A 14,021-nucleotide genomic window follows, 5' to 3' on the forward strand; every position below is an offset into this window, starting at 1 on the left:
GACGGGTTCCTGCTCCCTGGTCCGTCTTGGTAACCTCGGCGGCGAAGCCGAGAAGCGCTGCAACAGGCCGTAGTTGCCTGCCACGCTCGGGTTCGCCGGACCACGAACAAGGGCGCTTCCGACCTTTCGGGAGCGCATGTGGCCGACCTCAAGTCCTTGCTGAACCAGCGAGTCGTCGTGCTCGACGGCGCTTGGGGCACGATGTTCCAGCAGGCGGGGCTGTCCCCCGCCGACTACCACGGCACCGAGTTCGGCGACCACCATACCGACGTCGCCGGCGACCCGGACCTGCTCAACCTCACGCGCCCGGACCTGGTGCTCGACGTGCACCGGCAGTACCTGGCGGCGGGCGCGGACATCACGACCACCAACACGTTCACCGCCACGTCGATCGGCCAGGCCGACTACGGGCTCGAACACCGGGTGCGCGACATGAACGTCGCGGGCGCCCGGATCGCCCGGCAGGCGGCCGACGAGTTCGGCGGCCGGTTCGTCGCGGGCTCCGTCGGGCCGCTCAACGTCACGCTCAGCCTCTCGCCCAAGGTCGAGGACCCCGCGTTCCGCGCCGTCACCTTCGAGCAGGTGAAGGCGAGCTACGCCGAGCAGATCGCCGCGCTGCGCGAGGGCGACGTCGACCTGCTGCTGATCGAGACGATCTTCGACACCCTGAACGCGAAGGCCGCCATCACCGCGGCCCGCGAGGTGGCGCCCGAGCTCCCGCTGTGGATCTCGGTGACGATCGTCGACCTGTCCGGCCGCACGCTCTCGGGCCAGACCGTCGAGGCGTTCTGGACCTCGGTCGAGCACGCGAAGCCGCTGGTCGTGGGCGTCAACTGCTCGCTGGGCGCCGAGGAGATGCGCCCGCACGTCACCGACCTCGCCCGGCTCGCGGACACCTACGTCGCCTGCCACCCGAACGCCGGTCTGCCCAACGCGTTCGGCGGCTACGACCAGACCCCCGACGAGACCGCCGCCCTGCTGCGGGACTTCGCGGACAAGGGCATCGTCAACGTCGTCGGCGGCTGCTGCGGCACCGGCCCCGCGCACATCAAGGCCATCGCGGACGCGGTGCGCGCAGCGACGCCGCGCACGGTCGCGCAACCCCGTGACACCACCAGGTTCAGCGGCCTGGAGACGTTCGAGATCGGCGCGGACACCGGGTTCGTGATGATCGGCGAGCGCACCAACGTCACCGGCTCGGCGAAGTTCCGCAGGCTGATCGAGGCCGACGACCACCAGGCGGCGCTCGCCGTGGCGCTCGACCAGGTGCGCGGCGGCGCGAACCTGCTGGACGTCAACATGGACGCCGACCTGCTCGACGGCGAGCAGGCGATGACGACGTTCCTCAACCTCATCGCCACCGAGCCGGAGATCGCCCGCGTCCCGGTGATGATCGACAGCTCCCGCTGGGACGTGCTGAAGGCCGGGCTGCGCTGTGTGCAGGGCAAGGGCGTGGTCAACTCGATCAGCCTCAAGGAAGGCGAGGGCCCGTTCCTGGAGCAGGCCCGCACGATCCGCGACTACGGCGCCGGCGTCGTCGTGATGGCGTTCGACGAGCAGGGCCAGGCGGACACGACCGAACGCAAGGTCGAGATCTGCGCCCGCGCGTACGACCTGCTCACGAACGAGGTGGGCTTCCCGGCAGAGGACATCATCTTCGACCCGAACGTGCTCGCGGTCGCCACCGGCATCGAGGAGCACAACGGCTACGCCAAGGCGTTCATCGACGCGCTGCCGCTCATCAAGCAGCGCTGTCCCGGGGCGCGCACCAGCGGCGGCATCTCGAACCTGTCGTTCTCCTTCCGCGGCAACGACGTCGTGCGTGAGGCGATGCACTCGGCGTTTCTCTTCCACGCCGTCAAGGCGGGCCTGGACATGGGCATCGTCAACGCGGGCCAGCTCGTCGTCTACGAGGACATCGCGCCCGAGCTGCTCGAACTGGTCGAGGACGTCATCTTCAACCGCCGTGAGGACGCGACGGACCGCCTGGTGACCCACGCCGAGACCGTGAAGGGGCCCGGCAAGAAGCGGGTCGCCGACCTGTCGTGGCGCGAGGCCCCGGTCGCGAAGCGGCTGGAGCACGCGATCCTGCACGGCGTCGTCGACTTCGTCGAGGAGGACACCGAGGAGGCCCGCCAGGGCTTCCCGCGCCCGCTCGACGTCATCGAGGGCCCGCTGATGGACGGCATGAAGGTCGTCGGCGACCTGTTCGGCGCGGGCAAGATGTTCCTGCCCCAGGTGGTGAAGAGCGCGCGCGTGATGAAGCGCGCCGTCGCCTACCTGGAGCCGTTCATGGACGCCGAGCCCAAGTCGACCGCGGGCGGCAACGGCAAGGTCGTGCTCGCCACGGTCAAGGGCGACGTGCACGACATCGGCAAGAACATCGTCGGCGTCGTGCTGGGCTGCAACAACTACGACGTGATCGACCTCGGCGTGATGGTGCCCGCCGCGAAGATCCTCGACACCGCGATCAAGGAGCACGCCGACGTCATCGGCCTGTCCGGTCTGATCACGCCGTCGCTGGACGAGATGGTCGCGGTCGCCGAGGAGATGCAGCGGCGCGGCATGAAGCTGCCGCTGCTGATCGGCGGCGCCACCACGTCCCGCCAGCACACGGCCGTGAAGATCGCCCCCGTCTACGACGAGCCGACCGTGCACGTGCTCGACGCGTCGCGGGTCGTGGGCGTCGTGTCCGACCTGCTGGACGACCAGCGCTCGCACGAGCTGAACCGCACCAACCGGGCGGAACAGGCACGGCTGCGCGAACAGCACGAGAACCGCAGGCAGCTCCCGTTGCTGAGCCTGGAGGAAGCGCGCGCGAACTCGGAAAAGGTCGAGTTCGCCGAACCGCCGATCCCCGCGTTCACCGGAACCCGCACGATCAGCCCGCCGCTGGCGGAGCTGCGCGAGTTCATCGACTGGACGTTCCTGTTCCTCGCCTGGGAGCTGAAGGGCAAGTTCCCGGCGATCCTCGACCAGCCGGTGGCCCGCGAGCTGTTCGACGACGCGACCACGTTGCTGGACGAGATCGTCGAGCAGGGGCTGTTCACGGCGAAGGGCGTCTACGGCTTCTGGCCCGCGCGGCAGGAGGGCGACGACATCCGGCTGGACAACGGCGTGCTGCTGCCCATGCTGCGCCAGCAGACGAGCAAGCAGGTGTCGCGCCCGAACCGGTCGCTGTCGGACTACGTCGCGCCCGAGGGCGACCACATCGGCGGCTTCGCGGTGACGATCCTCGGCGCCGACGAGCTGGCGGCGCGGTACGAGGCCAAGAACGACGACTACCGCGCCATCATGGTGAAAGCGCTGGCGGACCGGCTGGCGGAGGCGTTCGCCGAGTGGATCCACCTGCGGGCGCGCCGCGACTGGTTCGAGCCGGAGGCGGAGCCCGCGCTGGAGGACCTGCACGCGGAGCGGTTCCGCGGCATCCGGCCCGCGCTCGGCTACCCGGCCTGCCCCGACCACACCGTGAAGCGGCAGCTGTTCGACCTGCTCGGCGCCGAGGAGGTCGGCGTCGGGCTGACCGAGTCGTTCGCGATGACCCCGGCGGCGAGCGTGAGCGGCCTGATCTTCCAGCACCCGGAGGCGAAGTACTTCACCGTCGGACGCCTCGGGCGCGACCAGGTCGAGGACTACGCGCGCCGCACGGGCAGGTCCGTCGCGGACGTCGAGCAGTGGCTGCGGCCCAACCTCGGGTACGAACCCGCGTGACACCTCGGAGACGAGAATGGCACCACCTGGAACAGGGTGCGTCATCCCGATTCGACATCGGGCGCTGTAGGCTCGCCGCTCTGACATCAATCCACGGTCGAGCCCGAGGTCATCGATGCGAGCTGCGGCGCTGGTGCTGGGACTGGTGCTGCTGTCGGGCTGCGGCACGGCGGCGCAGTCGAAGCCGCCGCCGCACGTGGGGTTCGTGCTGAAGAGGACGGGCGCGTCGTTCGCGCAGGAGATGACGAGCGGGTTCCACGAGGGCGTTGGCAGGGCCGGCGGGGTGAACGCGACGGCGGTGGGACCTCCCGGCCAGGACGGGCACCGCGAGGTGGCGCTGTTCCGCGAGCTGACGAGGTCCGCGCCGGACGGCATCGCCGTGGCCACGTCCGAGCCCGCGCTGATGGCACCGGCCATCGGGGAGGCGCTCGCCGGGGGCGTCGCGGTCATCGGGGTGGACATGCGGCTCACCGCCAGCTCGCGGGTCCGGCTGCACATCGGTAACGACAACCACGAGCTGGGCGAAAATCTTGCTGACGAGCTGATTCGCCGGCTGCCGTCCGACGCGGAGGGAACGGTGGTGCTGGGCAACACCGCGCCGGGGCTGTCCGGTTTCGACGACAGGGCGGACGGGATCCGGGATCGGTTCGCCGAACGACTGCCGGAAGTGCGGGTGCTGGGGCCGTTCGACACGCAGCGTGACGACGAAGCGAACCGCGACGCGTGGCGCAGGCTGGTCGCCGCGAACCCCGGTGCCCTCGCGTTCGCCGGGACGGGTGACTGCGACGGGGTCAGCCTCGCCGCGCTGAAGACCGAGAACAGGTCGGCGAGGTGGCTGGTGGGGGCCTTCGGGGTCGACCAGAGGACGTTGCGGGCGGTGAGGGACGGTGTGATGGTGGCGACCGTCTCACCGGAGCACTACCTGAAGGGTGCCGTGGCAGGCTGGTTGCTCGCACGGCACGCCGCGCACGGGGCGGCGCTGCCGCAGGGCTGGATCGAGACACCGGGACTCACGGTGACCTCGGCGAACCTCGACGCGATCCTGCGCAGGCAGGCGTTGGAGAGGTCGCGACGGGACTTCTTCCAGCCGCAGATCGACAGCTTCGTCGAGGATCCGGCGAGCTGGGTACGACCGTTGGAGCAGGCACGGTGAGCTTTGGGGAGAACCGCGGCACCGCACGGGTGGCCACGGCAGGGCTGACGGTCGGGCTGCTGGTCCTGACCGGGCTGGCGCTGTGGAGCAGCATCAGCGCGCAGACCACGACCGCGTACGTCCGGCAGCTCAACGAGGCCGGCGAGCGGTGGAGCCGAGTGCTGGAGCACGTCAACGTCGCCGACAACGCGCTGAGCGACCTGCGGACGGCGCGGACCGAGCAGACGGTCAGACCGCTCGAGAACTCCGTCGGCGCGGCGCGCGGCGACCTGGAGTGGCTGAGCGCGAACGGCAGGCCGTCGGACGCCGCCGTGGCGAGCAGGCTGCTGCCGCTCTACGACCAGACGACCGAGACCCTGCGCGGCTTCATCGCGACCGGTGACGCGCCGCAGGCCGACCAGGCCGCGCTCGCCCACTCGTCGCTGCGCAGGCAGGTCTCGACGACGATCGGCGCCAACTGGCTCGACACCACCGAGTACCTGCGCACCGCCGACGAGCAGAACTCCCAGCTGCGGATCGCGCAGATCGTGGCGTTCGCCGTCGACGCGGTCCTGGTCGGGCTGTTCGGCATGGTGCTGCTCGGCTACCGCCGCAAGCTGCTGCGCCAGGCCGCCAAGAACGAGCACGAGGCGCACCACGACGCCCTCACGGGGCTCGCCAACCGGACGCTGCTCGCGCGCCGGATGGAGCAGGCCGTGGCGAAGGCGCGCAAGAAGGACGAGGCGCTGGCGCTGCTGATCGTCGACCTCGACCGGTTCAAGGAGGTCAACGACTCGCTCGGCCACCACAGCGGCGACCTGCTGCTGCGCCAGGTGGCGAACCGCCTGTCGTGGGCCGTGCGCGACACCGACCTGGTGGCGCGGCTGGGCGGCGACGAGTTCGCGGTGCTGCTGCCCGGCGTCGGCTCGGCCGAGAACGCCACGATGGTCGCGGAGAAGATCCTGACGGCGCTGGCCATGCCGGTCACGCTGGAGGGCCTGGAGCTGGAGGTCGCGGGCAGCGTCGGCGTGGCGCTGTGCCCCGCGGACTCCGGCGACGGTGCCGAGCTGCTGCGGCACGCGGACAGCGCGATGTACGCGGCCAAGCGCGACAAGTCCGGTGTGGCCGTCTACGACGCGCGCCTGCACGAACGCGGCGCCACGCACCTGACGGCCGTGACGGAGCTGCGGCACGCGATCGACCGCGGCGAGCTGTTCCTGCACTACCAGCCCAAGGCGCTGGCCGACACGGGCGCGGTGTGCGGCGTCGAGGCGCTCGCCCGCTGGAACCACCCGACGCGCGGCCTCGTCCGTCCCGACGAGTTCATCCCGGTCGCGGAGGAGAACGGCCTCATCGAGCCGCTCACCCGGTACGTGATCGACGCGGCCCTGCGCCAGTGCCGGGCCTGGTCGGACGCGGGCTGGGAGGTGCCGGTGTCGGTGAACGTGGGCGCCGCGTGCCTGCACCACACCGAGTTCCCCGGCGACGTGGCCGACCTGATCAAGCGGCACGGCCTGCCCGCCAGGCTGCTGACTCTGGAGATCACCGAGTCGGCGATCATCTCCGACCCCGACCGCGCGGTGGAGGTGCTGCGCGGCCTGACCGAGCTGGGCGTGCGGCTGTCGATCGACGACTTCGGCACCGGCTACTCGTCGATCTCGTACCTGCGCAGCATGCGGGTGCACGAGATGAAGCTCGACCGGTCGTTCGTCACGCACATGTGCACCGACGCGGGCGACAGCGCCATCGTGCACGCGCTGGTGGCGCTGGCCCGCAACTTCGGCCTCCAGGCCGTGGCGGAGGGCGTGGAGGACCAGGACACCTGGACGGCGCTCGCCGAGGCGGGCTGCGACGTGGTGCAGGGCTACTTCCTCAGCGAGCCGCTGCCCGCCGAGGAAGTGGTGGCCTGGCTGGGTGACCGGGCCGCGGCTCACGCGTAGACGTCGGTGGCCCGCCAGCGGTCGAGGAACGGTGCCATGAACTCGACCATGGCGGGCAGCTGGTCCGCGCACGACAGGTAGGCGATGACGCGCAGCGCGGCGACGGCGTTGACGAACCGCAGCACGTCCTCGTCCAGCGTCCGCAGCCCGTTGCGCTCCGCGCCGCGGTTGTAGGCGGCCTCGTACTCCGACCCGAGCCCGCCGAGGTCCCACTCGACCGGCCCGTAGGTGACCAGCTCGAAGTCGGCGAACAGCAGACCGCCGGTGCTGCGGAAGACGTTCGCGGGCGGCGAGTCGCCGTGGATCGGCTGCAGCTCGACCCCGGGGAACCGCTTGCGGAACTCGGCCTCGTCGCTCAGCAGCGGCCCCAGCACCGCCCACTCCCGCTTCGCCCTGGCGAGGTCGTCCGCGGCGACGACGTCCAGCCCTTCCAGCCGTTCCAGGGCGGCGCTGACGAACCCCGGTTCCGCCGACGCCATGAACTCCAGCTCGCCGGGGTAGCCCCGCAGCGCCTTGTGCAGGTCGGCGGCCAGCTCCGACTGCGCGAGGTAGTCGGGCTCGCCGCTCTTGTCCTCCTCGGTGAACTGCCAGAACGTCATGGAGAACCCGTCCGCGAGCACCGGCTCCCGCGGCACGAGGGGACTCGGCGGGACCACCGGGACGCGCTGCTCGTGCAGCCACTGCGCCACGGCGAGCTCCTGCCGCTGCTGCCGCGCCTGCGACTCCGGCGTGGTCGTGAACGGCAGCACGGTCGGGACGCGGACCACCACAGGCGAGGGCACCAGGTGCACCACGACGGAGAACAGCTCGTAGAGCACTTTGCCCTCAGTGATCTCCAGGCCGAGTTCACGCCCCGCCGCCACGGCCGCGTCCCGTGCGGCGGTGGTGCGCCGGGCGATGTCCTCAGGTGTCGCGAAGGTGGTCATGGCGAGATCGTGGCATGGCCTCCCGGTCCCCCGCAGACCATTTACGGTGGCCCGATGGCCGACCGTCACCTCATCGACGTACATCTCCTGCTCGTCCGCGACGACGAGGTGCTGCTGTCGCGACGCCGCGACCACAACCCGGTGTTCAACCGCCTCTGGCACCTGCCGTCCGGCAAGCTCGACGCGGGCGAATCGGCCCTCGCGGCCGCCGCACGGGAAGCCCACGAGGAGGTCGGCGTCGTCGTCGCGCAGGCCGACCTGCGGCACGCACACACCTTGCACGCCGCCAGGTCCGGCGTCGAGCCACGGCTCGGGCTGTTCTTCGAGGCGCGGCGGTGGCAGGGCGAACCGGAAAACCGCGAGCCGGAGAAGTGCTGGGAGCTCGGGTGGTTCCGGCTCGACGCACTGCCCGACGACACGCTCGACTACTCGGTCGCCGGGATCACGGCCTACTTGAACCGCACGCCGTTCGCCGTATACGGCTGGGACTGAAGCATGCTTCCAGACCTGCTGTCCGTAACGCCCCGCCCCGCTCGCGACTCTCTTTCGTGTTTCCCTTACCGCACGCGGGGCCCTTTCGTTCGCGTGGTTAGTACGCGGGGCCCCCGCGTACTGAAGCCACGTCACGCGGAGCAGGCGGGATCGCTGGCTGGGTGACACTCGGGCGGGTGTGTGGCGGGAGAAGGGGACAGCACCTCTGGCGGAGTGCGGAAGCCACGACAGCAGGTGCGGCTGGTCAGCCGGGGTGGGTGAACGAGACCGGCTTGCCGGTGGCGTGGGCGTGGGCGATCTCCCGGCGCGTGGACTCGCCGACGTACCCGCCGGGGTTGACCACCAGCACCCGGTCGGCCGGGTCGATCTTGCGCAGGTGGAGGGCGCCCAGCGCGGCCTTCTGCTCCTCGGTGACCAGCCCGTCCGGTTCGGCCGGCGCGACGACGATGGCGCCTGCGAGCGTCAGATCGCGGTTCACCGCGCGCATCTCCTCCGCGAAGCGGGTGGAGCCGCAGAGGCAGACGATCTCGGGGCGGTCGGGCACGGTCCGGTCTTTCGGCTTGAACGGGACACCACCGGTGAACGGTGACGCACAGCCTAATGATCCTCGCAGACGTGGCAGGCCCACTCAGGCTCGTGCCACCAATGCCGTTTCTCCGCTGAAGGCAACGGTTCCAGTGCTGCCGTGTAGGCAGTGAGCTCACCGGCCTCCCGGTAGGGTGCCAACAGGTCGGTCACGGTGTGCAACCGGCCGCCGAGCATGACCTGCCGGACGTTCGCCGCGGCCTTGATGTCCCGCAACGGGTTTCCGCCGACGAACGCGATGTCGGCGGGCGCGCCGGGCCGGATGGCGCCGAGCGGCAGGCCGAGCCACCGCGCGGGGTTGCGGGTGGCGGTGATGAGCGCTTCCCGTGGGGTGAAGCCGTACTTGACCATCGCGCGCAGGTTCAGGTGGGTGGCGGTGGCCGGGGCGTCCAATGGAGCATCGGTGCCGCAGATCACGAGTCCGCCGCCGCGGTGCACGGCGAGGGCGAACTCGACCCAGTTCTTCAGGATGGCGGCCGACGAGTTCGCGCCGCCGCTGTTCGCCTCGGCGAGGTAGCGCTCGTACTCCCACGGCGGGAAGAGCACGCGGGTGCGTTCGTCGGTGGCCAGTGACTTGTCCTCGGCGAAGAGGGCTCGGCTGTGGAACAGGGTCGGCGTCATCGACAGGCCGGAGGCGGTGAAGAGCGCCACCACGTCCTGGTACGCCTTGCCCTGCCGCGTCACGGTGTGGGAGTAGCCGAGGCGGTTGGTGGCGCCGACGTGTTCCATGCCGTCCATGCCGATGTTCGCGGCCGGGTAGAGGTAGTGCGACGACAGCGGCAGCTTCGTCTTCTGGACGGCCGCGCGTTGCAGCTCGACGGGCAGGCGCACGTAGGTCTTGATCATGTCGTAGTCCAGCTCGTGCGCGCGGCGCAGTTCCAGGTCGAGCTGGGCGCGGGAGAGCGTGGGGCGCATGAAGTTGTAGTAGACGCGGGAGCCGTCGATCGCCTCGCCGGTGGCGTAGAACCGCGGCCCGGTCAGGGTTCCGGCGGCGAGCGCCTCGCGGGTCTCGACCATCTGGTAGACCGGGTCGCCGGGCGACCGGACGGTGGTGATGCCGTAGGCGAGCCAGACGTTGCCTTGCCGCGCGCCCCACTGCCTGCCGCGCAGGTGCCAGTGGTTGTGGGCGTCGATCAGGCCGGGGATGGCCGTGCTGTCCGACAGGTCGGTGCCGGCGCGTCCCCGCTGCGGCCGGATCTCCTGGACGACGCCGTTCTCCACGACGATGTCGACGTTCCGCCTCAGGTCGTGGGCCTCGCCGTCCCAGTAGGCGCCGACGCGCACGACCGTGGCCTGAGGAGTCTTGGGCCTGCGCCAGTCGAGGCCGACGCGGATGGTCGAGACCTTGCCGTCCAAAGTAGACCGTCGTAGCCGTCCGTTGTTCAGGTACACGAGGTCGTTTCCGTGCCAGGCCAGTGAGTCGGTGACCTCCCGCGTCACCTGCCGCGGTTCGCCGGTGAAGTCGCCCTTGGCGTCCACGGGAACCACCCACGCGACGCTCTCCACGACGAACGCGAGGTGCCGTCCGTCCGGTGACCAGACCGGTCCGTCGTCGCCGCGCGTGGCGATCGAGCGGAACGGCAGCGGTTCGGTGTACCGCAGCTCGCCGCTGACGAGGTCGACCGACAGGATCTGGCTCGTGCCCTCGCGGAACCGCCGCGAGAACGGCTTGACGGCGGCCAGCGCCACCGTGTTCCCGTCCTTCGGCCAGGTCGGGCGGCCGGGCTGGAACAACGCCGGCGTGATCTGCCTGCGCCCGGCCGGGTCCGCGACCCAGACCTGGCCGTCGTGGTCGACGTACGCGACCTTGCCGCCGTCCGGCGAGAACCGCGGTGTGGTCTGCGCGCCGGGTGAGGGCGAGTAGAGCTTCTCCTCACCGGTCTTCAGGTCGCGGAGCCACAACTGCGCCACACCGGTGCGGTCGCTCGCGTAGACGAGCTTCGTGCCGTCCGGCGAGAAGTCGGGGTCGGAGTCGAAGTACCGGCCGTCCGTGATTCGCGTGGCCTTGCCGTTCTTCAGCAGGTAGAGCGCGTTCAACGCCCGGAACGCGATCGTGCCGTCGCTCGACACGACAGGGCTCGCGATGCCCTTGACGGGACCGGCGGCGAGGTTCCGCGTGCGGTGCCGCTCGACCTTCTTGACCGGCACGGTCGCCTCGAACGGAACGTCCTTCGTGGACTGACCGGTGCGGCGGCGGATCTTGCCGTCAGCGGTGTAGAGGACGCTGTCGCCGTCCCACAGCGCCGCGAACCCGAAGACGTCCTCCCCCGTCACGACGGCGGTGGTGCCCAGCATCAGATCGGTCTGCCCCGGCCGCACCAGCGTGTAGCTCGGCTGCTCCCCCGGTCCGAACGCGGCGCCGAACAGCTGCGCGCCGGACGGTGCCGTGACGAGCCGTTCCCGCCGTCCGTCCATCGAGACGACGTCCACCGACGTGGTGCCGGTGATGTAGATGAGGCGTTTGCCGTCACGTGACCACTGCGGCGCCGCGGCGTCGTCGGGGGTGCCGGTCAGTTGCGTGATCTCGTTCGTCGCCAGGTCGAGGACGTGCACGCCGTAGCTTCCCGCCCGGTCGCTGACGAACGCGATCTTCGTGCCGTCCGGGGAGAACGCGGGTTCGCGGTGGTCGTACCGGCCGCTGGTCAGCTGCCGCAGCCCGCGCCCGTCCTGCCCGATCACGTACAGGTGGTAGTTTCCGTCCCGATAGGACTGGAACGCGATCCGCCCGCCCGGGCCGAACGACGGCAGCGTGGCGTCCTGCAGCTCGTCGGTGAGCTTGCGCGCCCTACCTCCCGTGGCGGGCAGCACCCAGATGGCCGTGACGAGGTCGATGGCGAGCCACTTCCCGTCCGGCGACCGCGACACCGAGATGTTGGTGCCCTGGGTCAGGGTGACGGTGTCCCCCGACGCACCGGCTGTTCCCGCGGTGAGGGCGGAGGCGGTGGTGGCGAGAGCGGCGGCCTGGCCGGTGCGGGTGAGCAGTTCACGACGAGACAGTTCCACGGCGGCACTCCCCGAGCGTTGGTCCCCAGGGAACTCACACTGCCACCGCACCACGTCCGCGCATCCGCTGTTCGGACCAGTGCCCACGGAGTGGGATCCGGTGGCGGGCGCGGGGTGCCTCGCCCGCGCCCGCCACCGGACGCGGCTCAGTCCGAGATCGTGAAGACGAACTCGTGGACGATCTCCTGCGCGGTCGTCGGACTCGTGCGGACCACCTTGACCTCACCCTCGGCGGAGGAGTACGCGCCGGTGCCGCCGGTGATCGCCCACACGGCGTCGCCGAAGCCGGTGGCGGTCGACTCGTAGGTGCGACTCCCGGACAGGTGCAGCTCCCCGTCCGGGAGGCGGAAGACGGACGTGCACAGCGCCGTCACCGCCGGAGGGACCGCCGCGGCCACCCTGACGACACCGCAGTGCGAAAGCCCTTCGCCGACCCTGGCGCCGCTCTGCCGGTCGAACAGCTCTCCGCCGCTGACGAACCCCTGGCCCACAGCGATGTTCGCCGGCGCCGAGATCAAGGTCTGCTTGCCCGTCACCTCCACGGTCCGGTCCCTCTCCTGATCGGCCACGACCTGGTCGGCACCCACGAGAGCCGCCACGAGCGCGGCGACGGCGAACCACGGTTGAACCGGCATCGCACAACTCCGTCCTTAGTGGATAGTTGTCTCGAAGCTAGTTCCTCGGTGCTGTGACGGTCATCGACCGATGGCGTGGTCACCGACGAGGGACGACCGTCCACTTCGGCACACTCCGCTGCGCGCCACGCCTGACGCGGCGTTACCGCTTCAGGGGAAACGAGTCGAGCAGCCTCCTGGTCGGCGTGCCGAGGCCGGTCGCCGTGTTGTGACCGGGCGCGAACACCAGATCGGCGTCCTCCCAGCGGCCAGGGGTCACGAGCTCGACCGTCTCGTGGTCGTTGATCGCGAACACGACGGTGTCCCGGGTGCCCAGCGGGTTGTCCTTGGCGCGGTTGAACTCGTGGTGCCGCGCGTAGAAGGCGGGGTTCGCGAAGCCGAGCCGGCCGCTCTTCCGCACGATCAGGGAGGCGATGCCCGCGAACAACGGCGACGAGAGGCTGGTGCCGCCCGTCCCAGTGCCCCACGGCTGGACGCCGGGTACTCGACGTCCTGGCCGCCGAAGCCGTCGCTCGCGAACAGGAACGTGATGCCCTCGACGGCCGCCTCCCGGAACAGGCGTTCGTACGCCGCCATGTGCTCCGGTGCGTTGCCGGGCGTGTAGCTGGCGATGACCGAGCCCGACACGACGTCCGTCAGGCGGCCGGGGTCGAAGGCCGGCGCGCGTAGTCGGCCAGTCCGGCGGCGTCGCCCCGGAGGCACACCTGGACCGCGAGCTCGGTGGCCGGGCCGGCCGGCCCGAGGTGGGTGCCCTCGCGGAGCACTGTGTCGTTGAGCGTCTCGGCCAGGCGTTCCACGGGCACCCGGTCCGGCTCGTCCGCGCGCACCGCGGTCGTCCCCGGAAGGACGGCCGCCAGCGCGACGAGACAGCCCAGCACCGGGTGGAGGCGGCGTTCATCCGCGTTTCCCACCTTCATGCGACAGCACTGCTGCTTGGAGGACACGGGAGGCCGCGCGCGAAGTTGCCTGGTCCGTCTCAGCTGGGAGATCACCCACGGTGATCACCCGGGAGTGGCCGGACGATCCCTGATCGGTCAATTGCCGCGCCCCGCGGTGCCTGCGACGTTGGAAGGCGTGCCGAGCGACTTGCAGACCAGGAAGATCTCCTTCGTGTTCCGCGCGATGGACGGTGACGGCGACGGGGTCCTGCGGCGGTCGGACTTCGACCTGCTGGCGGACCGCTGGGCGGCCGTGCGCGGCGGGGCGCACGAGGAGCGGATGCGCGAGACCCTGCGCGCGTGGTGGGAGGCGTTGTACGCGACGTCCGACCAGGACGGGGACGGCGGCGTCACGGCGAGCGAGCTGATGTCCGCCGTGGACGGCGACGGCACGATGATCGACCTGGTGGTCGCGACCGCCGTGGCGATGTTCGAGGCCGTGGACTCCGACGGCGACGGCAGGGTGTCCGAGGCCGAGTACGCCCAGCTGGTGCGGGCGTGGACCGGTGGGACGAGCGTCCACGCGTTCGCCCGGCTCGACCTGGACGGCGACGGCTACCTGTCGAAGCAGGAGTTCGCCCGCCACTGGCTGGAGTTCTGGGCGGGCGACGACGAGGACGCGCCGGGCACGTACGTCTTCGGCGAGGTGTGAGGGAGGC

At 70.7% G+C, this 14,021-nt stretch carries 12 protein-coding genes and 1 riboswitch; of the genes, 5 read left to right on the plus strand and 7 right to left on the minus strand.

The window, feature by feature from the left end; translation table 11 throughout:
* Positions 1–43 precede the first annotated feature (43 nt).
* Positions 44–125: riboswitch (S-adenosyl-L-homocysteine riboswitch) on the plus strand.
* Between the two features lie 13 nt (positions 126–138).
* The 3 genes from metH to BLT23_RS09235 all read left to right on the plus strand — a co-directional run bounded on the left by metH (position 139) and on the right by BLT23_RS09235 (position 6,783).
* Positions 139–3,711 carry a methionine synthase gene (gene metH, locus BLT23_RS09225; protein WP_090047564.1) on the plus strand — a complete coding sequence of 1,191 codons (3,573 nt, stop codon included), beginning with the start codon at positions 139–141 and terminating at the stop codon, positions 3,709–3,711.
* 115 nt (positions 3,712–3,826) lie between these two features.
* On the plus strand, positions 3,827–4,864 hold the full coding sequence (locus tag BLT23_RS09230; protein WP_090047566.1) for a sugar ABC transporter substrate-binding protein: 1,038 nt from the start codon (positions 3,827–3,829) through the stop codon (positions 4,862–4,864).
* Positions 4,861–6,783 carry a putative bifunctional diguanylate cyclase/phosphodiesterase gene (locus tag BLT23_RS09235; protein ID WP_143035871.1) on the plus strand — a complete coding sequence of 641 codons (1,923 nt, stop codon included), beginning with the start codon at positions 4,861–4,863 and terminating at the stop codon, positions 6,781–6,783. Before BLT23_RS09230 ends, BLT23_RS09235 begins: the two co-directional genes overlap by 4 nt.
* On the opposite strand, the gene BLT23_RS09240 is transcribed toward BLT23_RS09235, so the two are convergent.
* Positions 6,774–7,709 carry a phosphotransferase family protein gene (locus BLT23_RS09240; protein WP_090047570.1) on the minus strand — a complete coding sequence of 312 codons (936 nt, stop codon included), beginning with the start codon at positions 7,707–7,709 and terminating at the stop codon, positions 6,774–6,776. The two genes, BLT23_RS09235 and BLT23_RS09240, sit on opposite strands and share 10 nt — an antisense overlap.
* 54 nt (positions 7,710–7,763) lie before the next feature.
* Between BLT23_RS09240 and BLT23_RS09245 the strand changes: the two genes are divergently transcribed.
* Positions 7,764–8,201 (plus strand): NUDIX domain-containing protein, encoded by a 438-nt coding sequence (locus BLT23_RS09245; protein WP_090047572.1) that lies wholly within the window; start codon positions 7,764–7,766, stop codon positions 8,199–8,201.
* Positions 8,202–8,445: 244 nt separating this feature from the next.
* Here the strand turns inward: BLT23_RS09245 and BLT23_RS09250 are convergent, their stop codons facing one another.
* From BLT23_RS09250 to BLT23_RS09275, 6 genes are all read right to left on the minus strand, one after another.
* On the minus strand, positions 8,446–8,745 hold the full coding sequence (locus BLT23_RS09250) for a hypothetical protein (protein ID WP_090047575.1): 300 nt from the start codon (positions 8,743–8,745) through the stop codon (positions 8,446–8,448).
* A gap of 53 nt (positions 8,746–8,798) precedes the next feature.
* A complete protein-coding gene (locus BLT23_RS09255; RefSeq protein WP_245743841.1) occupies positions 8,799–11,789 on the minus strand; it encodes a DPP IV N-terminal domain-containing protein in 2,991 nt (996 codons plus the stop codon).
* Positions 11,790–11,935: 146 nt separating this feature from the next.
* Positions 11,936–12,424 carry an allene oxide cyclase barrel-like domain-containing protein gene (locus BLT23_RS09260; protein ID WP_090047577.1) on the minus strand — a complete coding sequence of 163 codons (489 nt, stop codon included), beginning with the start codon at positions 12,422–12,424 and terminating at the stop codon, positions 11,936–11,938.
* A gap of 142 nt (positions 12,425–12,566) precedes the next feature.
* Positions 12,567–12,824: a hypothetical protein gene (locus BLT23_RS09265; RefSeq protein ID WP_143035872.1), complete on the minus strand. Its 258-nt coding sequence runs from the start codon at positions 12,822–12,824 to the stop codon at positions 12,567–12,569.
* Between the two features lie 2 nt (positions 12,825–12,826).
* A complete protein-coding gene (locus BLT23_RS09270) occupies positions 12,827–13,051 on the minus strand; it encodes a hypothetical protein (RefSeq protein WP_090047581.1) in 225 nt (74 codons plus the stop codon).
* Positions 13,052–13,059: 8 nt separating this feature from the next.
* Positions 13,060–13,341: a hypothetical protein gene (locus BLT23_RS09275; protein WP_143035873.1), complete on the minus strand. Its 282-nt coding sequence runs from the start codon at positions 13,339–13,341 to the stop codon at positions 13,060–13,062.
* Positions 13,342–13,498: 157 nt separating this feature from the next.
* Between BLT23_RS09275 and BLT23_RS09280 the strand changes: the two genes are divergently transcribed.
* A complete protein-coding gene (locus BLT23_RS09280) occupies positions 13,499–14,014 on the plus strand; it encodes an EF-hand domain-containing protein (protein ID WP_090047869.1) in 516 nt (171 codons plus the stop codon).
* The last annotated feature ends 7 nt before the right edge of the window (positions 14,015–14,021 follow it).

The sequence above is a fragment of the Lentzea fradiae genome, assembly GCF_900100955.1.
GTDB lineage: Bacteria > Actinomycetota > Actinomycetes > Mycobacteriales > Pseudonocardiaceae > Lentzea > Lentzea fradiae.